The organism is Pseudahrensia aquimaris, assembly GCF_042676045.1.
In the GTDB taxonomy this organism is placed as follows: Bacteria; Pseudomonadota; Alphaproteobacteria; order Rhizobiales; family Rhizobiaceae; genus Pseudahrensia; species Pseudahrensia aquimaris.
Genome location: NZ_JBHTJV010000026.1, coordinates 102,904 through 123,696, shown reverse-complemented (window position 1 = coordinate 123,696; position 20,793 = coordinate 102,904). Strand labels below are relative to the sequence as shown.

At 54.2% G+C, this 20,793-nt stretch carries 20 protein-coding genes and 1 tRNA gene; 9 read left to right on the top strand and 12 right to left on the bottom strand.

Annotated features, from left to right (window positions below):
• Positions 1-90 precede the first annotated feature (90 nt).
• Positions 91-414, top strand: a complete 324-nt coding sequence (hspQ, locus tag ACFQ14_RS16285; RefSeq protein WP_377213964.1) for a heat shock protein HspQ — start codon at positions 91-93, stop codon at positions 412-414.
• A gap of 57 nt (positions 415-471) precedes the next feature.
• Here hspQ and ACFQ14_RS16280 read toward each other — a convergent pair whose 3' ends face one another.
• Positions 472-1,221, bottom strand: coding sequence for an invasion associated locus B family protein (locus tag ACFQ14_RS16280; protein ID WP_377213815.1), 750 nt, complete (start codon positions 1,219-1,221; stop codon positions 472-474).
• A gap of 111 nt (positions 1,222-1,332) precedes the next feature.
• On the opposite strand from ACFQ14_RS16280, the gene ACFQ14_RS16275 reads away from it, so the two are divergent.
• Positions 1,333-3,195, top strand: a complete 1,863-nt coding sequence (locus ACFQ14_RS16275; RefSeq protein ID WP_377213814.1) for an ABC transporter substrate-binding protein — start codon at positions 1,333-1,335, stop codon at positions 3,193-3,195.
• Positions 3,192-3,875, top strand: coding sequence for a DsbA family oxidoreductase (locus tag ACFQ14_RS16270; RefSeq protein ID WP_377213813.1), 684 nt, complete (start codon positions 3,192-3,194; stop codon positions 3,873-3,875). The genes ACFQ14_RS16275 and ACFQ14_RS16270 overlap by 4 nt, the downstream gene beginning before the upstream one ends.
• On the opposite strand, the gene kdsA is transcribed toward ACFQ14_RS16270, so the two are convergent.
• Together kdsA and ACFQ14_RS16260 are read right to left on the bottom strand one after the other, a co-directional pair.
• A complete protein-coding gene (kdsA, locus tag ACFQ14_RS16265) occupies positions 3,872-4,705 on the bottom strand; it encodes a 3-deoxy-8-phosphooctulonate synthase (protein WP_377213812.1) in 834 nt (277 codons plus the stop codon). The two genes, ACFQ14_RS16270 and kdsA, sit on opposite strands and share 4 nt — an antisense overlap.
• Positions 4,702-5,598 (bottom strand): VOC family protein, encoded by an 897-nt coding sequence (locus ACFQ14_RS16260; RefSeq protein ID WP_377213811.1) that lies wholly within the window; start codon positions 5,596-5,598, stop codon positions 4,702-4,704. The genes kdsA and ACFQ14_RS16260 overlap by 4 nt, the downstream gene beginning before the upstream one ends.
• A gap of 87 nt (positions 5,599-5,685) precedes the next feature.
• Between ACFQ14_RS16260 and ACFQ14_RS16255 the strand changes: the two genes are divergently transcribed.
• The 3 genes from ACFQ14_RS16255 (at position 5,686) to ACFQ14_RS16245 (ending at position 8,280) form a co-directional block, all read left to right on the top strand.
• Positions 5,686-6,903, top strand: a complete 1,218-nt coding sequence (locus tag ACFQ14_RS16255; RefSeq protein ID WP_377213810.1) for an MFS transporter — start codon at positions 5,686-5,688, stop codon at positions 6,901-6,903.
• Positions 6,904-6,971: 68 nt separating this feature from the next.
• The gene (locus ACFQ14_RS16250; RefSeq protein WP_377213809.1) at positions 6,972-7,559 is read left to right on the top strand and encodes a DUF922 domain-containing protein; all 588 of its coding nucleotides are present in this window, start codon (positions 6,972-6,974) and stop codon (positions 7,557-7,559) included.
• Positions 7,560-7,677: 118 nt separating this feature from the next.
• On the top strand, positions 7,678-8,280 hold the full coding sequence (locus ACFQ14_RS16245; protein WP_377213808.1) for a DUF922 domain-containing protein: 603 nt from the start codon (positions 7,678-7,680) through the stop codon (positions 8,278-8,280).
• 7 nt (positions 8,281-8,287) lie between these two features.
• On the opposite strand, the gene ACFQ14_RS16240 is transcribed toward ACFQ14_RS16245, so the two are convergent.
• Both ACFQ14_RS16240 and ACFQ14_RS16235 read right to left on the bottom strand, forming a co-directional pair.
• On the bottom strand, positions 8,288-8,608 hold the full coding sequence (locus ACFQ14_RS16240; RefSeq protein ID WP_377213807.1) for a 2Fe-2S iron-sulfur cluster-binding protein: 321 nt from the start codon (positions 8,606-8,608) through the stop codon (positions 8,288-8,290).
• Between the two features lie 114 nt (positions 8,609-8,722).
• On the bottom strand, positions 8,723-9,127 hold the full coding sequence (locus ACFQ14_RS16235; RefSeq protein ID WP_377213806.1) for a histidine kinase: 405 nt from the start codon (positions 9,125-9,127) through the stop codon (positions 8,723-8,725).
• Positions 9,128-9,554: 427 nt separating this feature from the next.
• On the opposite strand from ACFQ14_RS16235, the gene ACFQ14_RS16230 reads away from it, so the two are divergent.
• Positions 9,555-13,682, top strand: coding sequence for an apolipoprotein A-IV repeat region-like domain-containing protein (locus ACFQ14_RS16230; RefSeq protein WP_377213805.1), 4,128 nt, complete (start codon positions 9,555-9,557; stop codon positions 13,680-13,682).
• A gap of 3 nt (positions 13,683-13,685) precedes the next feature.
• Positions 13,686-14,708 (top strand): nuclear transport factor 2 family protein, encoded by a 1,023-nt coding sequence (locus tag ACFQ14_RS16225; protein ID WP_377213804.1) that lies wholly within the window; start codon positions 13,686-13,688, stop codon positions 14,706-14,708.
• A gap of 5 nt (positions 14,709-14,713) precedes the next feature.
• Here the strand turns inward: ACFQ14_RS16225 and ACFQ14_RS16220 are convergent.
• From ACFQ14_RS16220 to lpdA, 4 genes are all read right to left on the bottom strand, one after another.
• A tRNA-Thr gene (locus ACFQ14_RS16220) sits at positions 14,714-14,789 on the bottom strand.
• A gap of 132 nt (positions 14,790-14,921) precedes the next feature.
• Complete coding sequence (locus tag ACFQ14_RS16215) at positions 14,922-15,344, bottom strand: DUF1330 domain-containing protein (RefSeq protein WP_377213803.1); 423 nt, start codon at positions 15,342-15,344, stop codon at positions 14,922-14,924.
• Positions 15,345-15,347: 3 nt separating this feature from the next.
• Positions 15,348-15,797: a hypothetical protein gene (locus ACFQ14_RS16210; RefSeq protein WP_377213802.1), complete on the bottom strand. Its 450-nt coding sequence runs from the start codon at positions 15,795-15,797 to the stop codon at positions 15,348-15,350.
• A gap of 88 nt (positions 15,798-15,885) precedes the next feature.
• Positions 15,886-17,325 carry a dihydrolipoyl dehydrogenase gene (lpdA, locus tag ACFQ14_RS16205; RefSeq protein ID WP_377213801.1) on the bottom strand — a complete coding sequence of 480 codons (1,440 nt, stop codon included), beginning with the start codon at positions 17,323-17,325 and terminating at the stop codon, positions 15,886-15,888.
• A 118-nt stretch (positions 17,326-17,443) separates the two neighbouring features.
• Here lpdA and ACFQ14_RS16200 point away from each other — a divergent pair, with 118 nt between their 5' ends.
• Complete coding sequence (locus tag ACFQ14_RS16200; protein WP_377213800.1) at positions 17,444-17,710, top strand: hypothetical protein; 267 nt, start codon at positions 17,444-17,446, stop codon at positions 17,708-17,710.
• Here the strand turns inward: ACFQ14_RS16200 and ACFQ14_RS16195 are convergent.
• Genes ACFQ14_RS16195 through ACFQ14_RS16185 form a run of 3 tightly spaced genes read right to left on the bottom strand, consistent with a single transcriptional unit; the run spans position 17,707 to position 20,791 of the window.
• Complete coding sequence (locus ACFQ14_RS16195) at positions 17,707-19,095, bottom strand: pyruvate dehydrogenase complex dihydrolipoamide acetyltransferase (RefSeq protein WP_377213799.1); 1,389 nt, start codon at positions 19,093-19,095, stop codon at positions 17,707-17,709. The genes ACFQ14_RS16200 and ACFQ14_RS16195 overlap by 4 nt on opposite strands.
• The gene (locus ACFQ14_RS16190; RefSeq protein WP_377213798.1) at positions 19,092-19,385 is read right to left on the bottom strand and encodes a hypothetical protein; all 294 of its coding nucleotides are present in this window, start codon (positions 19,383-19,385) and stop codon (positions 19,092-19,094) included. The genes ACFQ14_RS16195 and ACFQ14_RS16190 overlap by 4 nt, the downstream gene beginning before the upstream one ends.
• A 14-nt stretch (positions 19,386-19,399) precedes the next feature.
• Positions 19,400-20,791 carry a pyruvate dehydrogenase complex E1 component subunit beta gene (locus ACFQ14_RS16185; RefSeq protein WP_377213797.1) on the bottom strand — a complete coding sequence of 464 codons (1,392 nt, stop codon included), beginning with the start codon at positions 20,789-20,791 and terminating at the stop codon, positions 19,400-19,402.
• Positions 20,792-20,793 lie beyond the last annotated feature (2 nt).

Here is a 20,793-nt window from a genome sequence, read left to right as displayed (position 1 = left end):
AGCAACCGTGTCACAGCTTGGTTCTGTTGTCATGGGCGCAAAAATGGTGCGATAAGATCCAAAAGAGCGTCACAAGAGGCCAATTTCATGATCCGCGAAGCCAAGTTTCAGATTGGGCAACTCGTCCGCCATAGGATTTATCCGTTCCGGGGCATCGTCTTTGATGTTGATCCTGAGTTCGACAATACCGACGAGTGGTATGAGGCCATTCCGGAGAACGTGCGCCCGACGAAAGATCAGCCGTTCTATCATCTGTTTGCCGAAAACGAAGAGACAGAATACGTGGCTTATGTGTCGGAACAGAATTTGCTGGCCGATCAACCCGGTGAGCCGCTGCGTCATCCGCAAATAGACGAAATGTTCGTTCGCCGTGAGGACGGGAAATATGAAATAAAAGAAGCGCTGCACCACTAAGCGTGATGCAACGCTTCTGAAATTCGACGCAGCCCGCAGGCAACAATAAGACTAAGCTTAACCGCCGTCTTTGGCCTTCTGCTGAGCCTCTTCGAGTTTTTTGCGGGTTTCTTCCGCTTTCTTCTGAAGCTCTTCTTCCAGCTTTTTCTTGCGATCGTCTAACTCACCCTGCTTGATTGGCGCGCCATCGAAGGCAGCGGTGAAGCCGGAGAGTGTGACGTTGACGGGATTTTTCTGTGTGCGGAAATTGGTGGAGGTCAGCGTGATCTTGCCACCAGCTTTCAGCGCGTTGACCAGATTGTTCGACAATCCTACTTCGGCAATGCAGCGATCCGGAAGGCAGATGCTGTACGGCAAAGTATTCTCTTTGCCCTCATCAATTTTGATTTTTACGCCTTCAGGAATGTAGCGACCTGTGGGGACGGCAACCTGAAAAATTCTGCGCTTCACCTTGCCTGTGGATGTAAGCAGGTTCACGCCCGTGATCAGGCGACCCTGCGGTGTCAGTACGTTGTACTGCACGTTGCAGATATCAGTCTCACCAGCTTTGGAGCACACTTTTACCCATTGTGGCTGGCTCGCCTGTTGTGCGTGGGCGGCACCACCAGCTGCAAACGTTGCGGCGGCGAGTGTGGCTGCTGACAAATAGTGGGCGATGCTTTTGCTCATGGGGAAGCGGCTTTCCAAAAGTGAGATTGTTTGACCCTTGAGCACGAAGGCTACCGAGATGGGCTGACTTATGTTTCGTGTCGTTAGCAAATAAGGCATGACGATGGCAACTACGGGGGCAACTGCGAGTGTAAACAAGGGCAGCATCCTGCATCAGCCAAAGTCTGGTGGGCCTGTGCATGGGCGCAACGTCTGCTCACCTGTATGATGACACAATGATTCGCCGCAATCTTCGTTTCGGGTATTCCTATGTCTAATTTGCGTTTGTCGCTGAACCCGCGCAGGAAGCCATGCGCCCTCATTTCGGCCCTGCTGTTTGTTTTGTTCATCAGCCAATCGGCAAGAGCTGACGAGTTTGTGCATGGCATTGCGATGCAGGGCGAACCGGCTCTGCCAGCTAATTTCACCCACCTGCCCTATGCCAACCCGAATGCACCGAAAGGTGGCCGCATTGTCTATGGAGTCGGTGGTTCGTTCGACAGCCTCAACCCTTTCATCGTCAAGAGCATTCGGACGACGGCACGGGGACTTTGGGATCCGGCGTTTGGCAATCTTGTGTTTGAAACGCTTTTGAAGCGTTCCCGCGATGAGCCGTTCACGCTGTATGGCCTGCTGGCGCAAGGAATTGCCATGCCGGATGATCGCTCTTGGATTGAGTTTGAAATGGATGCGGACGCCAAGTTCTCCGATGGTCAGCCTGTGACCGTGGAAGACGTTATGTTCACTTTCAATTTGCTAAAGGAAAAAGGCCGCCCGCCCTATTCCAGCAGAATGAAGCAGGTGGAAAAAATGGAGCGTGTTGCTGACAATCGCGTTCGGCTAACCTTCAACGCCACAGCTTCGCGCGAAACGCCGCTGCTTTTCGGTCTTATGCCTGTGCTGCCCAAGCACGCCACCAACGCCGAGACATTCGATCAAAGCACTCTTGTTCCCCCAATAGGCAGCGGGCCTTACACTGTGAAAACTGTAAAGCCCGGTGAGCAGATCGTCTTTCAGCGAAACGATGACTATTGGGGCAAGGATAAACCGGTAAACCGCGGTTTTTACAATTTCGACGAAGTGCGTGTCGATTATTATCGCAATGCATCTGCCCAGTTTGAGGCATTCAAGAAGGGCTTGTTTGATGTGCGCACGGAATCAAGCCCTGCCAAATGGGAGACAGGATACGACTTCGCTGCTGCCACCGATGGGCGGATAGAAAAAGATATCATCCCATCTCGCACGCCTAGTGGGATGTTGGGCTTTGTTTTCAATACCCGCCGGGCCCCCTTCGACAACCGCAATGTGCGCAAAGCGCTTGCGATGGCGTTTGATTTTGAATGGGCGAATGAAAACCTGTTTTTCGGTGCCTATCAGCGGACTTCGTCTTACTGGCAGGATTCGGAACTTTCATCACTGGGCGTTCCAGCCGATGATCGGGAGAAAGCGCTGCTTGCTGACTATCCTGATGCGGTCTTGCCGGAAGTGATGGACGGAACTTATCGGGCTCCAATTACCGATGGAACCGGCCGTGACCGCAAAGTGTTGCGGGAGGTATTGAGTATTTTGCGCAGTGAAGGCTATTCGCTTGATAGTGGGCAGATGGTGGATACAAGCGGGCGGCAGCTTTCGTTCGAAGTTCTGATTGCGGGCGGAGCCGGCCTTTCAGGCCAAGACCTTGAGCGGCTGGTTCTTAGCTACAAAAACACACTCGCCAAACTTGGCATCGCGCTGGAGCCTCGGTTTGTGGATGACAGCCAGTTTCAAGCCCGCAAAGGCTCTTTCGACTACGACATGACGATCAACCGCTATTCATCCTCGCTTTCGCCGGGTGCAGAACAGGTGTTCCGCTGGGGCTCGTCTTCCCGCGACCAAGAAGGCAGTTTCAACTTTGCCGGAACAGCAGAGCCTGTGATCGACACTCTGATCGACGCCATGCTGGCGGCCCGAAACCGCGAAGACTTTCGAGCCGCCGTCAGAGCCTTTGATCGCGTGCTCATTTCAGGCCACTATGTCGTGCCGCTCTATCATATCGGGGAGCGGCGATTGGCGCATTGGGCACGGGTTTCACATCCCGAATATGTGCCGCTCTACGGACCGCAATACCCAACATGGTGGGCAACAGAACAATGAGCGACAGTCCTCATATCACCATTGACGTTGTCTCCGACGTCATGTGCCCTTGGTGTTACATCGGCAAGCGGCGTCTGGAGCAGGCGCTTGCAATGACTGATGGGGTAACGACCGATGTGCGATGGCGTCCTTTCCAACTGGACGCGACGCTTCCCAAGGAAGGGCGTGACCGAAAAGACTATCTGGAGACGAAATTCGGCGGGCCGGAGAAGGCCAAAGAGATTTATGGCCGAATTGAAGAGGCTGGTCGGCTGGAGGGACTGGAATTCAATTTCAGCGATATTGCAGTTTCACCCAATACGCTGGACGCGCATCGTTTGATCCGCTGGGCCGCCAATGAAGGCGAGGAAGTGCAGAACAAGCTGGTAGAGGCTTTGTTTCGCCGCTTCTTCATGGAGGGCGCCCATATCGGACGCGATGATGTTCTGGTGGAAATAGCCGAAGAAGCGGGCATGGATGGCAGCATTGTTGCTGCGCTTCTGGCAACAGACAAAGACAAGGCCGAGACCGACAACGAAATCCGCACCGCGCAATCAATGGGCGTGACGGGCGTTCCATGCTTCATAATAGACAACAAGTACGCCGTGATGGGCGCACAGGAGCCAGAGCATATTGCGCAAGCGATTATACAAGCCGCTGAAATGAAAAAGGCCGGTGCACCGGGTCGATCGGCTGATTAAAGCCCTTTTGCGATACGATCAAAAGCCATGAGCTTCTCAATCAAGGCCGGCATGTCCTTCAGTGGCACCATGTTTGGCCCATCGGAAGACTTCGTGTTGTCCGGGTCGTCATGTGTTTCAATGAACAAACCGCCCACACCTACTGCGACAGCTGCGCGTGCCAGCGTTTCAACAAATTCGCGCTGGCCACCCGTTGACCCGCCCAAGCCTCCGGGCTGCTGCACAGAATGGGTCGCATCAAAAATTACGGGCGCACCCGTTTGTGCCATCGTTGGCAGGCCGCGGAAATCGTTGACCAAGGTGTTGTAGCCAAAGCTCGTGCCGCGTTCTGTCAGCAGAACGTTTGGATTGCCGCTATCTGTGATTTTCTTCAGCACATTCTGCATGTCCCACGGCGCAAGGAACTGACCTTTTTTGACGTTGATTACGCTGCCGGTCTTCGCAGCGGCCACTAGCAAATCTGTCTGACGGCACAGGAAAGCCGGGATTTGCAGCATGTCCACGTGCGGTGCAACGAGTGCGCATTGCTCTTCGTTGTGAATGTCTGTCACTGTTGGCAGGCCGAATTCCAAGCGCAAATCGGAGAAGATTTCCAGCGATTTTTCCAGCCCCAATCCACGCGTTGCCGTCAGGCTGGTGCGGTTGGCTTTGTCAAATGACGACTTGTAAACAAGACCAATGCCCAATTTGCCGCAAATCTCTTTCAATGCGCCAGCCATTTGAAACGCATGGTTGCGGCTTTCCAACTGGCACGGACCCGCGATGAGCGTGAACGGTGCGGTGTTGCTGAACGACGTGTTGCCGACGGTGACTGTGGTGTTCGCGTTCACGCGGAAACCTCCTGAAATGCAATTGTGCAGCCCTGCCCGGCTGACGGTGGGACGACGAGTTTGTCGCCAAAAACAGAGGCAGCAATTCTTTGTTGGATCAGATGGGCTTCCACGCTCGCCAGATCAACCACACCAATGACGTAGGCAGTCAGGCGCAGTCCACGCTCGTTTTTCTCCGCTTCCAAGCCATAGAATGCCCGCATTCCGTCTGGCGACAGAACACTCACCTTCGTATTGCCGCTCTCGAATTCGATGCCGAAGGAATTGTTGTCCATTTCGCGCTGGTCGAGAAAGTCTTGCAGGAAGTATTGGAAATCGGATGGATTCGGCTCGCTGATCACCACTTCCAGCAGGCCCTGTGCGCCGTTTGCGTGGGTTTTGAGCGCTGTTTGATCAACTCTGGGGGCGCTTACAACTTCGCAGGCAAAAAATCCTGCATCGGGAGCTCTGCGATCTGCGGCGAATGCGAGTTTGAAGCTCGCTTTGTCTCGCTTGCCTTCCAGTGTTTTGAAGGGGCGCGAAAAGCGCACCATTGACCCGCCGGAAATTGCAGCCTTCACGTAATCCTTGTGGTCAGCGCTGGCATCGTCGGTCTTGATCACAAGGTGGGAAAAGCCCTCCTGCCCGCGGCGGAAACGATATGCCTGATCGTTGGCAACAAACGTGTTGCCCTTCAGCGCTGCCGCCTCACATGTTTCGCGGTGCGCGACAGCGATTGGCTCCAGAAAAGTATCGTCGTTGAAAAACACGCAGGCGTTTTCAGTGCCGAACGGATGGGTGCCATTGGGAGCGACGGTGAAGCCCAATTGCTCGTAGCGAGCGCGGGCAACGTCAATGTCGATGACCGGAAGGACCAGATGATCGATGACGCGAGGTTTTTGGGTGATGCTCATGTCGGTTCCTTGCCCGATTGGTCTTTGCTGTTCAAGAGCGCATGGCCCGCGATTGCGGCTTGCTGTTAAAGCCCCTAAGCCTGTTTGATGAGCATTGCACGCCCAGCCATTGAAAATCCAAAGAGCGGCCTCCTGCCTGAGAAAGGTTGGCGTCAGCCGGCAGTGCTTTTGATGTTAATGGCCGCTGCCATGCAGCTGTCTTTCGCCGCATGGTGGACGCTGCAATACAATTTCGCCGCCGAAATGCTGAATTTCACTGGCAAGGAAGTCGGTATTCAGCAATCCATCCGCGAAATACCGGGCTTTTTGTCATTTGCCGCTGTGTTCCTGCTGTTTTTAATGCGGGAACAGACCTTGGCAATGGTATCGCTGGCGCTTTTGGGCATTGGCATTGCGGCAACTGGATTTTTCCCCAGTGCGTTGGGATTTTATCTTACTACCTTTATCGGTTCCATTGGCTTTCATTACTACGAGACGATGCACCAATCGCTGACGCTGCAATGGCTGCCGAAGAAAACCGCTCCTGCAATTATGGGGCGCATCATGAGTGTTGGTGGGTTTGCGCAGCTTTTAACCTACGCCTTCATTTTTCTGATTGGCAGCCTGTATGAGCTTAGCTACCTGACTATGTTCGCCTTTGCCGGGGGCGCAACTTTGGTGGGCGTCATCATCATGATCACAGCCTTTCCAACCTACCCCGAAGGCGAGTTTCAGACACGTTCTTTGATTTTGCGAAAGCGGTATTGGCTTTATTACCTACTCACCTTCATGGGTGGTGCGCGACGACAAATTTTCATGGTCTTCGCCTCATGGATGATGATTGAGAAGTTTGGCTATGCGTTCAAAGACATTGCAGCACTTTTTCTGGTCAATGCGGCAGGTGTCATGATCATCGCGCCATTAGTGGGGCAATTGATTTTAAAACTGGGCGAGCGAACCGCACTTCGCATCGAATACGCGGCTTTGGCACTCATTTTTGTGGCCTATGCTTTCGTCGAGATACCGGAAATCGCCATCGCGCTTTATATTCTCGATCATGCGTTTTTCTCATTCGATATAGCGCTGAAGACCTATTTTCAGAAGATCGCAACCAATTCAGATATTGCTGCAACCACCGGCGTAGCTTTTACAATCAACCACATCGCGGCGGTCTTCATTCCTGTGATCTTCGGCCTGTTATGGCTCTACAGTCCGGCCAGCGTGTTTCTTGCAGGAGCGGCTATGGCAACTCTCTCGTTGGTTCTTGCGTATCTTATTCCAAGGCATCCAACTGACGGTTATGAAACGGTGCTAAAGCGCGCTTAGTCGGGTGCGCAAGAAAAGTTGAAGATTGGTGGCTTTTCAACGGCCACAGAGTCCAGCTAAGGATTTATATGCGCGTTCAGTCGAGACATTTGAAAGTACTCTGGGTGTTGGCATTTGCCGCATTCCTAACTGCGTGTTCGACTACCGGCGACAAAGTCTCGGTCGATTACTATCAGATCAAAGGCAACAGCACCGCCGCTCTGGACAAGGATATCCGCCGAAAGGGTCCGAAACTCGACAGTGGGGCGCACGCCATTGCTGTTGCCCGCATCAAAATGCGGCCCCGCATGCGCTACGCGACGGCCAATTCGCAGTGTCGTGTGGCAAGCGCAAAGGTGGATGTTAACGCCCGCATCACCCTGCCTGAATGGAAAGGCCGCAAGACAGCAACCGCAGAAATGGCACGTGCCTGGGACAACGTAGACCGCTACGCCCGCCTTCATGAAGCTGTGCATGTCGCAATTGCGTTCAAACACGCACGCTTGATGGAAGCCGCAATCCTTCAACTGCAAGCCGAACCAAATTGTAGGACAATGCAAGCGCGTGTGTCGTCACTGTTTGTGGAAATGCTGGAAGATCATGACCGCGAGCAAAAGAAGTTTGATGCAGACGAGCAAAAACGGATAGCGTCATCTATGTTGAAAAGGCGTGGGTAACAAAACCGTCACAACAGCATGGTCGGTTGTTTGCGTTAAGAGCTAAGGAACTTCCGTGTTGTAGCTTTTTGTATTCGGGGGCAGTTTGGCAAGATTAAGTGGGACCGTTTTTGACACCATGACCAAAAAAACTGCAAATCCTCTGATAGTTGGCCTCGCGGCAGGACTCTTCGGCTTTTCGCTTCCTACGTTGGCATCAGCTGAAGTTCGGATTACAGAGAAAACAAAAAATTACATTATTACAGGCACTAATGCTCGTGATTTCGCGCGTTCTATGAGTAAAAAAGGCCCGTATTCACGTCAACATCGCAAGCGTGCGTGGGCGACCGCCAGCCGTGACCTTACGTTCCAGATTACCAGAAAGAAATCTCGATCAGGCTGTAGGGTTCGCAGTGTGAAAGTTTCTTTGGCGATCAAATACGTACTGCCAAAACTAGCAAGCACACGAGGTGTATCTGCTCGTGAACGCAAAAAATGGAAGCGCATGAAATCGCTGCTGGTAAAGCATGAGCGCACGCACGGGCGGTTTTATAAAGAGTTGGCTAAAAAGACTGAAAGATCCATCAAACGCATGGCGCCGGCTAAGTCCTGTCAGCAATTGGAGCGCAACGCTTTGAAACTCGCCAAGAAATTGAGCGCCGAAGACTCCGCTCGAAACGATCTTTTCGACGCGCGGGATTCCCGAAATTACCGGCTTATGGCTCGAATATACGGTAGTTAGACGGGGCTCAGGCTTGGCGTTCGGGTACGTGCACGATGAGGCCGTCCAGATCATCGCTCACCTTTACCTGACAGGATAGACGCGACGTTGGCTTCACCTCATAAGCAAAATCCAGCATGTCTTCTTCCATAGCTTCGGCAGAACCGACCTTGTCGGTCCACGCGTCGTCCACATAAACGTGGCAGGTTGCACACGCACATGCGCCGCCGCATTCGGCTTCAATGCCGGGCACCGCGTTTTTGATCGCATTCTCCATTACAGTCGTGCCATTTTCGGCTTCGACTTCAAATTTCGTGCCATCGTTTGCGATATATGTGATCTTAGCCATGCTGGTCTGCACCCCGACTGAAAAACTGTTGTGGGGGATTTAGCGTGCGACCGCTGCAAGTCAAGCGCGGGTGTGCTCGCGCTGAAAAAGGTCGCAGGGGGCCGTGCGCGGGAATTATGCGTCGAGAATAGTGCCGATGAAGTTTTGAGCTTCGCCAATTGCCAGCGTGAGATCGCGCATGTCGCCTGGCTTGTCGCTGGACAATTCAATTTTCTCTGCCTCTTCGGCCACGGCCCAAGCGCCAATGCCACGAGCAGAACCAAGAATTGTGTGGGCAGCCATTTTGCGTTCGTCAGACGTCTTGGCGCAGGTTAGGCGGTCTAGATACAGTTTCGACTGGCTGCGGAAGAGCGACAGAATTTCAATTTCCAGCGCACGGTCACCAAGAGACTGTTTTGCCAGATGCACCAAGTCTACCGGGCGTACATTGGCGGTTCTGTTTCCGCGTTTTGGCTTTGAAGCCGCGTTGTTCGTTACAAACGTTGAGCCCGAAGGCGTTGCGAAAGCTGCCTGTGCCATCTTTTCCATCCCAAGCGAGTGACAGCGACATGCTGTCGTCAAGCTATGCAGTCTCACCCCAAAGTCGTTGAGCGTTCTTTAACCGCGCCGTAAGCCTGACAACATGGTGAAGATTTGGTTTCCTTTGTGTGCGGTCGGTCGTTAACCTTTTCGTAAGAAATACGCTTGCTTCAGGCTCGCGCGGGTGCCTTGGGCGGTCAAATTGGTCTAGTGTCCGCCTGCGGTGGGGTGTGCATGCGCCCCTGCGGAGCCTTGAAATACGTGTATTTCATGTCTTGGCAAAACGGTTGGTGGGCTTCGATAGTGCACTAAAAGCATGTGTTTTGAGGGCAAAAGAGCCTTGTTTCCACCGCACGGGTGCCCATAAAGGGCGCAAGACTTTGTCCCGTCAGTTGGCAGGGCAAACAGTACCGCGAGGCGTTTGCATATGGCCAAGAAAGCCGCTCCATCAAACCAAGTTGTCGAAGACGCTTTGAATGCTGTCGAAGACGCTTTGAAAATCGATTTCCTCGAAGATGAAGCCATCGAAGGCGCGATTGGCGAAATCGACACTGCCGCCGCAGAGCTATCGAGCAGCAAAAGCCCACCGCCCGCTCCAGAGCCACCGGTAACGCCAGCTGCTCCTCCAGCCAATGACGACAGACGCTCCAGCTTTGCCATGCTGAGCACGAGCCTGGCCAAACGCCCGCCATCCACAATGCTGTGGATTGCATTTTTTCTGTCGCTGGTGTGGGGAGGGCTTGCCTTCTGGGCAGGCCAGAAGAGTATCGGCCCGCGTGTGACTGACGTTAACTCTTGGACCAACCTGAATACGAACCCGGATTTAATCTTCTTCGCTGCTGCCGTTGTGGTGCCAATCCTGCTGATCTGGGGCTTTTCCGTGATGGTTCGGCGTTCGCAAGAATTAAGCCTTGCTGCGCGTTCGATGACAGAGGCTGCCTATCGGCTGATTGAGCCGGAAACGGAAGCTGTTGGTGCAGTGCGTTCAGTCGGAACAGCCGTACGACGCGAAGTTGAAGGTTTGACCACGGGTATTGAAAACGCGATCAACCGTGCCAGCGAACTGGAATCTATGGTTCACAACGAAGTCGTGTCACTGTCGAGTTCTTATTCCGAAAACGAACTGAAAATGCGCGGCTTGGTGGAAGAGCTGGCCAATGAGCGCGAAGCTATCGTTATTCACTCCGAGCGCGTTCGTTCATCAATATCAGGTGCAAGCGATGCGTTGAAAGAAGATCTCTCTCAGTCTGCTGTTGAAATTCAGGACAGCGTCTCTCAAGCCCAGAAAAGTTTCGCCGGTACGCTTTCGATTTCCAACGACGAAATAAAAGCATCTCTCGGCTTGGCAGCGGAGAATCTGGCTGCCCTACTCTCGGACAAAAGCGACCAAATCGGCAACCGCATTGAAGAAGTTGGCGGCAGTCTCGTTAAGCGCATCAGCCAGTCTAGCGAAGGTGCGGGCGCTGTAATTGAGGCCAAAAGCAACGAACTGGCCGAAAAAATCAATTTCTTGGCTGAGAACATGCAAACCTCTGTTACCGGGCGCATTGATGACGCCGTCATGAAGTTGGACGAGCGCAATAAGCTGCTGATCGACAACGTCGATAAGATAGATGGCGCTTTAGAAGGCCGAACACGCCAAATCAATGACACTCTTGTGGAACGCACGCGGGAAATCGCGTCTGCCTTCTCTGCTGGTCAAAGCGCGATCAAAAACGACTTGGCTCAACAATTGGGCCAAACTCAGGAAATGATGGATAACAAGGCGCTGGAACTCAGCATGTCTTGGGCAGCCCGGGTCGAAGAGATTAATCAATCTATTTTGGCACAGGTTGACGAGGCCGACAGCCGCCTTGCCGGTCGTTTGCATGAGACAAAGGGCTCGATCTCGAGCGTGATCGAGGAAGTTGACCGCAAGTTGGCAGATCGTGCTCAGGCACTGCAAGCAAACCTTCAGGGACAGGCCGAGGCCATTGATGCAACACTGATAACAGCGTCCAGCGCTGTGGTTTCCAAATTCGACGAGGCCGATCAACGCTGGATTGAGCGTACAGAGGCTGTCGCCAAAACGATTGAAGAGCAGTCCGGTGCCGTCGAAATGGCGATGGAGATGGGTGTCGGGGCCGTTACCGACCGATTGAAGTCCGTTGACGAGCGTTTGGCCGCCCGCACAGACGAATTGGCCAAAACCATTGAAGATAAGACCTCTGAAGTCGATGCCGCATTGTCGAGGGGCGTGAGCGCGATTTCTGGTAAGTTGGACGAAGCGGATGAGCGTATTGCAAGCCGTGCAGGTTCGTTCCGAGAAGCAGTCGAAGAACAGGCTTCTGCAATAGACATGACGCTGCAAACCCGCGCCGACATCATCAATTCTTCGCTGGACGGTGGCGCACAGCGCATCAACGAAGTTCTGGCTGAACGAGCACGCGAATTGTCTGCCCAATTGGATGCGAGCCTTGAAGGTATTTCGTCGTCATTGACGTCAGAAACCCAACGCGCAGAACAAAGCGTTGCTGCTTCTATCAAAGCGCTGGAAGGCCAAATCGAAAAATCAGTATTGACGGCCGATCAAACGATGGCCGCGCGGTCACAGCAGGTTATCAAGTCGCTTTCCGAACGAACTGCAGAACTCAACACAATGCTGGCGGCGCGGTCGCGTGAACTGAGCACCATGTTGGTTAAAGACACCCTGCCCGCTCTTAAAGGCTTTGAACAACGTGGCGCAGGGGTTGCCGAACTCATGGCGGACAAAGTCCGTTCCGCAGCAGATGATGTCGCAGAGCGTCTGGAAGCAGCAGCCTCGGGTGTATCTGAGAAGATCACCCAGTCCTCCGGCAACGTGGCGCAGAAACTGGAAGGCGCAATTGTATCTTCCAACGAACGCATGGAGGCTGCTGCTCAAGCAGCAGCCGAAGATCTGGCCAAGCGCTACATGGCGCTGGAAGGTCAAACCTCTGAACTCATAGGCCAGTTATCTGCGTCCACGCAAAACCTGACGACAACGGTGGAAAATCACAGCGGCCAACTCGTCTCAACTGGCGACGCAATGGCCCGCAAGATGGCAGAAGTGGCACAAGAGGTATCCGAGCGCGTGCGTGCGGAAAATGAATCGATGGTCAACGCCATCACAGCGCGTTCTAGAGATACAATTGCAGCCTTGTCAGAGACGAATGGTAAACTGGCTGGTGAGATCGGCGATCTTCTGGGCCGTCTTGATCAATCCAACGGCACGCTTTCGGAACTGATTGTTTCGGCAGATTCGAACCTTACAAATGCGCAACGCTTGTTGGCAGAACGGGCGGCGGAATTCCGCCAAACAGTGGGCGAAGCCTCCGATGACCTTAATTCGTCGTCTAGCTTGATTGAATCCAACTATCTTGGGCTTAAAGATGTGTCTGGCCGGGTGCTGGTTGAAATCTCTGACATCGCCAGCCGCTTTGCAGAACAAAGTGATGCACTCACCAACGTATCGCGCCTGCTGGATCAAACGCAGGGTAACATGAGCATTTCGCTCGATGAACGGCGTAATGCGATTGAGGCTTTGACCAATGGACTGGTATCCCGCAGTGCCGATCTTGAAGAGCTCATGCGCCGTTTCACAGAAATGATGAGCGAGACCGTCAACACCGCCGAAGGACGCGCGCGCAGCCTTACATCCGGGTTGTCGGAGAGTGTCGCCAGCGTTGCCAAGGAAGCCACGGAGCGTTTCGCTCAAGCGACTGAAGAAATGCGTATGACTGCGCAAGATCTTCGGTCCGAAATCTCGCGGACACGCGCTGAAATGAAGAAAAGTGTGTTGGAACTGCCTGATGAAACCAAGGAGTCAACCAGCGCAATGCGCCGCGTTGTGTCCGATCAGATCAAGGCGTTGAAAGACCTCAACGATATCGTTTCAAAAGCCCCGCGCTACCAGGACGCTACGCCCAGCAACGTGACGCCACCTGCTGCTATTGCGCAGCCTGCACCGGTTGCAGAGAAAAAGCCTGAACCGCGCCCTGCCCCTGAACCTCCGCGCCCCGCCGCATCAGAACCAGTGCGCGAGCGTGAAACAGTGTCCAGTGCTTTGCGCGGGCCCATCAATTTTGACCAAGAGGCTGAAACCATTACACCCAAGCCCCAATCGGCCAATTCCGGATGGGTGAGTGATTTGCTGCGCCGCGCCTCGCGAGACGAAGATGCAGCCGCAGAGCCATCCCCTCGTGCGCGCTCGCGTTCAAACGAGTCGCTCAACTCGCTCTCCACTGAAATTGCACGCTCCATCGATCATGACGAGGCTGTGCGTTTGTGGGATCGCTATCAGCGCGGCGAGCGCGGTATTTTCAAACGGGACATCTACACGCCCGAAGGGCGTCGCGTCTTTGATGAAATAAGTGACAAGTTTGACAACGATCCAAAGTTTCGAGACTCGGTCAAACGCTACGTCACGGACTTTGAACGTCTCATTGCTGATGTTTCCAAGAATGACCGCGACAACGTAATGACCCAGACTTACCTCGTGTCCGACACGGGCAAGGTCTACACGATGTTGGCCCATGCAGCGGGACGGTTTGCATAATCCATGCGATCATTTCAGTCTGAGAAGCACCTCGTCGCGTCCTTTCACGCGGCGTTGGAGATTGGTGGCAAGCAAGCACTTGATCAAACGCTCGACACCCATCTGAGCGAAGACCATCACTGGCGCGGTATGTATCCATTTTTGGAGCAGCATGGCCGTGCTGATTTGGCCAGTGTGTTCTGGGAACCATTTCTCGATAGTTTCACCGCCCTTCAACGCCGCACGGATATTTTCTTTGCTGGCGAGAATTCAGTTGGCGATACGACCGCAATCTGGATCTGTTCCATGGGCAATTTCATGGGATTGCACGACAAGGACTGGCTGGGTATTCCGGCAACCGGCAAGATCAAGTTCATGCGTTTTGCTGAATTCAACCGCGTTGCAAACGGCAAGATCGTCGAAACCGCCCTATTCCTCGACATTTTGGGCATCATGCACCAAAGCGGCGTCTATCCCCTTGGTCCATCCACAGGTGAAATGTTTGCTTATCCCGGTCCTCGCACGCAGGACGGCTTATTACGCGATGATGCACCCGCTGAACAAGGCGAGAAAACACTGCAAGTGGTTGAAAGCATGGTCGCGGATCTGTCTAGGCTAAACCAGAGCGACTCCCAGCGTATGCCCGCATCTGAACTGGCGAAGTCATGGCATGACGAAATGGTCTGGTATGGACCTTACGGGATCGGCGCGACTTATACGATCGAGCGCTATCAGGAGCAGCACCAATATCCGTTCCGACTGAACTTGGCGGATAAGAAATTCCTCGGGCATGTAGCTCGCTTTGGAGAGGGAAACTATGCGGGTTTCTTTGGCTGGCCCAATCTTGAGCACCGCCCTACAGGCGGCTTTATGGGCCTTGTGGGGCATGAAAAGCCAGTATCTATGCGAATCGTTGATGTGTACCGCCGCGAGGGCGACAAGCTGGCGGAGAATTGGGTGTTCATCGACATGCTGTGGTATCTCAAACAGCAAGGCTTGGACGTGTTGGAGCGGATGCGCCAAATCCGTCGGATAGAACCTGTGTAGAAAAATGGTGCCGCTTAGGTGATTTGAACACCTGACCTCCGCATTACGAATGCGATGCTCTACCAACTGAGCTAAAGCGGCCCATGTGCGCTGCAATAAATTGAACTTACGATTCCTGCAAGATCAAACAGCGGCGCGTGCGCTGAAAAATAACACCCTCGCCTTATCAAGCCGTAAATCCCCGTCGACGTGCTTAGCCCCCCGTATATGCGCTTAACCAAAGCCTTCAGAGGCGGCGTCTTTGGGCTTGGTGCGAAGCAGGCGTGACGTCTCGACGGCTGCCTGACGATGGAAGACAATTGCCTGATAGGCTGGGTCGTAGACCATATCTAGAAAGGCTTGGCCTGTTGGATAGCGCGCGACGAAGGCCACATCCCAGCGCTCTTCCTGTGGGCCGATGAGCATCAGTTCGGGCGTTGCTGACCAGATGATTTCACCACCCACCTTACGAAAAATCGGGCCGCTCTCTCGTCCATATGCCGCATACGCTTCTGCGCCCGTTGCGTCTCGTCCGTCGGCGTAGGCAGCACGCTGCCGCAGACGGACGAGGTTCAACATCTCAACAGGATGATCGAGCGGCAGTTCTCGCAGCGCTTTAAACACTCCGCGATCTGGATCAATGAAAGCGTCAGCCATGCGCTAGCACTGGTGTGAATATGTGAAGACGAGCCGGTCGCGGGCAATTCGTCCTGTATTGCGACAGCCGGATGCGTAGACCGGACGTGTGCCGCGCACGGTCACGCGGGTTTGGTTGCCGGAGATCGGGCCGGAGACCGAATACTCAAGCGGTGCGCTACACCATTTTGAGAAGCGCCGCGCTGTGCCGACATAGCTGTTGCCCTGCTTGCGGCCGTTGAACAACAAGGTTCCTCGGCGAACGCCTGCTTGGCGCAGGACTGCACTCGGGCGTTCGTAGTAAAATGCGCGCTGATTTCCGTTGGCAACGAGACGCATAAGCGAGCCGTTGTGATCCCAACAGGAATCGGCCGCCGCTGTTTGAGGGGTAACGATGGCGCTCCCCATTGTAATCATCCCGCTCGTCGCGAATATTGCGGCCAGAGCGGCCATTCGTTTTGCAAGTTTCGTCATGGTTGTTTCCCTCCAATCTAATTGACGAGCTGATCCTGTGCCAGTTTTGCTGAACCGAACCTGAATGTCGATTGGGAAACGCCAATGATTACGAGTGGATAGCGCGGCCTTGGCTGTCCATCACACTTTCATGCATCATTTCCGACAATGTCGGATGCGGGAAGACGGCATCAATTAGATCTTGTTCTGTGGTCTCCAAATTCATGGCAACCACGAAGCCTTGAATGAGTTCCGTCACTTCTGCGCCGATCATGTGCGCTCCAAGCAATTCACCTGTTTCGGCGTCGAAAATGGTTTTGACCATGCCTTCGGGTTCCCCAAGTGCAATCGCTTTGCCGTTGCCGACAAACGGGAAACGGCCAATCTTGACCTTGCGGCCTGCCTCTTTGGCGGTGCGTTCGTTCAGGCCAACGCTTGCAACCTGAGGATTGCAGTAAGTGCAGCCGGGGATTTTGCCCTTGTCCATAACGTGTGGATGTTGGCCTGCGATCTTTTCAACGCAGATGACGCCTTCATGCTCAGCCTTGTGCGCCAGCATGGGTGCGCCCGCTACATCGCCAATGGCATGGATGCCTGGGACATTGGTCGCGCCGTATTCATCAATAGCGATGATGCCGCGATCCATTTTGACACCGAGTTTCTCCAACCCCAGCCCTTCAGTGTTACCGACAACACCAACGGCGGAAATGAGCTTGTCAGCGGTGATTTTCTCAACCTTGCCATCCTTGCCTTCGACATGCGCCGTGATGCTGTCCTTGCCTTTTTCGACCTTGGCGACCCTCGCACCGAGCATGATCCTCATGCCCTGTTTCTCGAATTGCTTCTGCGCCAGCTTGGCGATTTCGGTGTCCTCGACGGGCATAACCTGGTCCATCAATTCAACCACCGTCACATCCGCGCCCATGGTGCGATAGAAGGAGGCGAATTCGATGCCAATGGCCCCAGAACCCATCACGATAATCGATTTGGGCATGGTTTTGGGCACCATTGCTTCGAAGTAAGACCATATTAGATCGCCGTCTGGCTCCATTCCCGGCAGCGCCCGAGGGCGAGCGCCTGTTGAAACGATGATGTTCTTGGCGGTGTAAGTCCCCTCGCCCAGCGTGTTCTTCGGTGCAGCGGGTTGCGGCTGAACGGCTTTCTTTTTCGGCGCGGAAACCACAACCTCACCCGGTTTGGTAATTTTAGCTTCGCCCCAAATCACGTCGACTTTGTTTTTCTTCATCAAAAAGCCGATGCCGCCGGTGAGTTGGCCGGAAACACCGCGGGAGCGTTTGACCACCTTTTCGATATCGAAAGAGAAGTTTTCAACCTCAAGGCCAAAAGAATCCGCATGTGCCATGTGGCTGTAGATTTCAGCCGACCGCAACAGCGCCTTGGTGGGGATACAACCCCAGTTGAGGCAAATACCGCCAAGATGTTCGCGCTCGACAAGCCCGACTTTCATGCCCAATTGCGCAGCGCGGATTGCCGCCACATAGCCACCGGGGCCGGCACCAATGATGAGAATGTCGTAGGAATTTGCCATGGGATAATGTCTTTCGGTCGGTAATGTCTATCGGACGCTTGGAAGGTTGATTGGCCGCACTTGTTCTTTCTCAAGGCTCGCGCAATAGAAGGGCCGCAATCGCAATGGTGATCTGGCTATGGGCTTCTTCGATTCTTTTCATTCACTCGGCTATTCCGCAATCAATGTCGTATTGCTTTTTGTCATCGTTCTGGCGGTAATTTTTCGTTCCGTTGGCTTGCACAAGAAGTCCAACACCATCCAAGTAATCGCGCTCATTGCGATGATGGCGGTGGCTAGTGTTCCTTTCGCTATGACCATCAATTTTCTCGCCAGCGAGAACAAGCGGTTGAACGATGCTGTGCGTGAAGATGGCGGCATCAAACAGAACTTCCCCGAGAACTAGGCCAGCATCCCCATCGGATTCTCGACGTAATTCTTGAACGCTGCCGCCAGTTCCGCGCCAAGCGCTCCGTCGATAGCGCGGTGGTCAAAGGCGAATGTCGCCGCCATCACTGTGCCGACGGCCAAAGCCCCATCCTTATTGACCACCGGCTTCTTTTCGCCTGCTCCAATGGATACAATTGAAGCGTGAGGCGGGTTGATGATGGAGGTGAACTCTTTCACGCCGAACATGCCGAGGTTGGATACAGCTGTAACACCGCCTTGATATTCCGCAGGTGCGAGTTTTTTGGCCCGGGCGCGGCCTGCCATGTCTTTCACTTCTCTGGAAATGGTCGAGAGTGATTTCTCGCAAGCACGGCGCACGATGGGCGTGAACAGTCCATCATCCACAGCCACTGCTACACCGACATCCGCGTGCTTGTGATAGAGGCGATCTGTTGATGTCCATGAAACGTTGGCCATTGGCACCGCTTTGAGCGCCATCGCCATGGCCTTCACGATGAAATCGTTGACCGAGAGTTTCCAAATCGGTTTGTCGTCGCCATCCTTGGGCGCGGCGGCGTTCATTTGGGCGCGCAACGCAAGCAGAGCGTCAATCTGGCATTCCATGGTGACGAAATAGGCCGGAACCGTCTGCGCGCTTTGTGTGAGTCGCTCCGCGATAACCTTGCGCATGCCATCGTGAGGCTTTTTCTCGAAAGAGCCTTCTTCGAACAGCGAAAGCACTTCTGCGTCGCTTGGGCCTGCAGCCATTGTGGCTCCTGCGGGAGCCGAAGGCGCTTGTTTGGCGCTGGGTGCGTCGCTGGTTTTCGCGGTCGCTGTTCCGGCCTCTGCGGCCTCCACATCCGCTTTGACGATACGCCCACGCGGACCGGAGCCGGAAATCATCGAAAGCTCAATGCCCTTTTGCTCAGCAATGCGCCGCGCCAAAGGTGTTGCAAAAATGCGGGCCGCACCGTTGGGCTTGGCTTGCACATCGGGCTTTCCGTGATCTTGAGCACCGCCTTCAGGCATCTTCGCCTCAACAACGGGCGCTGGCGTGTTTTCTTGGTTGGCTTCAGAAGGGGCCTCTTTCGCAGCGGGCACGTCTGCTTGCACTGCCACAGCCGCCGCGCCGTTTTCGCTTACATCACTGGCGTCTTCGCCATCTTCAGCCAGCACGGCGATAACAGCGTTGACCTTCACGCCCTCGCTGCCTTCCGGCACCATTATTTTGGCAATCGTGCCTTCGTCGACCGCCTCAACTTCCATGGTGGCCTTGTCGGTCTCGATTTCCGCTATCACATCACCAGCCGAGACGGCGTCGCCCTCTTTGACCAGCCACTTAGCGAGGTTGCCCTCCTCCATCGTCGGCGAAAGCGCCGGCATTGTGATGTTGATGCTCATTCGTCTTCTCCATCATTTTCCTTCAACACCCACGAGCGGCTGTTGAGGATGGAAGCTGTAATTGTGATCACATCGTCATGGGCGGAAATTGAATTCGCCACCCTTGCGATGAGAGCCTTTTCGTCTATCGCGGCTACAACCGCTTCGTCTGGCGTCAGCCGTCGATTGACCCAATCTTCAAGCGCAGAGTGCACAATAGCGATCTCCACCCTGCCCGCTGGTATTATCACCGCCTCGCGAAAGCGGTCATAGTGTGCAGCGCGAACGTCGAGAATCGGCATGGCGCCCACGCGACCCGCGCGCCTTAACGGTAGGTCACGGCTTTCGCCGCTTCCACAATTTCACCGACGTTGGGCAGTGCCAGTTTTTCAAGGTTTGCCGCATAGGGCATTGGAACATCCTTGCCCGTGATACGGATCACAGGCGCATCGAGATAGTCGAAGGCGTGCTGCATAATTTGGGCTGATAGCTCGGCCCCTACACCCGATTGCGGAAAGCCCTCTTCAATAGTGATGCAGCGGTTGGTCTTTTGAACGGAACTTAGAACTGTTTCCATATCCAAAGGGCGGATGGTGCGCAGGTCGATGATTTCCGCATCAATGCCAAGGCTCGCCATCTCTTCAGCGGCAGCAATTGCATAGCGCATACCAATACCGAAAGTGGCGATGGTGACGTCTTTGCCCTCTTTGTGGATACGTGCCTTGCCGATGGGCAACACGAAATTGTCCATCTTGGGCACGTCGAAGCTCTCACCGTAGAGAATTTCGTTTTCCAAGAAGACAACCGGATTGGGGTCGCGGATCGCCGCTTTCAGCAAGCCCTTTGCGTCCGCAGCACTGTACGGCGCCACAACTTTGAGGCCCGGAATATGGCTGTACCACGCGGCATAACACTGCGAATGCTGCGCGCCGACGCGGGAGGCCGCACCATTTGGCCCACGGAACACCATCGGCGCACCCATCTGGCCACCGGACATATAGAGCGTCTTGGCCGCGGAGTTCACAATCTGGTCAATCGCCTGCATGGCGAAGTTAAACGTCATGAATTCAACAACCGGACGCAGGCCTGCCATCGCCGCGCCAACGCCGATACCAGCAAAGCCGTGTTCTGTGATTGGCGTGTCGATGACCCGTTTGGAGCCGAACTCTTCTAGCAGGCCTTGGGTAATCTTGTATGCACCCTGGTATTCGGCCACCTCTTCCCCCATCACGAAAACCCGATCGTCCGAGCGCATTTCCTCTGCCATTGCATCGCGCAATGCTTCGCGCACCGTTGTGGAGACCATTTCGGTGCCGGATGGAATGTCAGGATCTGAAAGCATCTGCGCCTTTGGCTGCGCGGGCACGTTGGGTGCGTCTGCAACCGGGCGTTCTACTGCAGCGCTTTCCTCAACCTTGATATCGGCGTCAGCGACAGTTTTCATTGGTTCATCAGGAATATCGCTAGCGCTCTCGCCCTCTTCCAGAAGCACAGCGATCACGTCATTGACCTTCACACCTTCAGTGCCAGCAGCGACGCGAATTTCGCCGATCTTGCCCTCGTCAACGGCTTCGACTTCCATCGTTGCCTTGTCGGTTTCGATCTCGGCAATCACATCACCTGCAGCAACGGAATCGCCTTCCTTGACCAACCATTTGGCCAGATTGCCCTCTTCCATCGTTGGTGAAAGAGCCGGCATGAGAATTTCTACAGCCATGA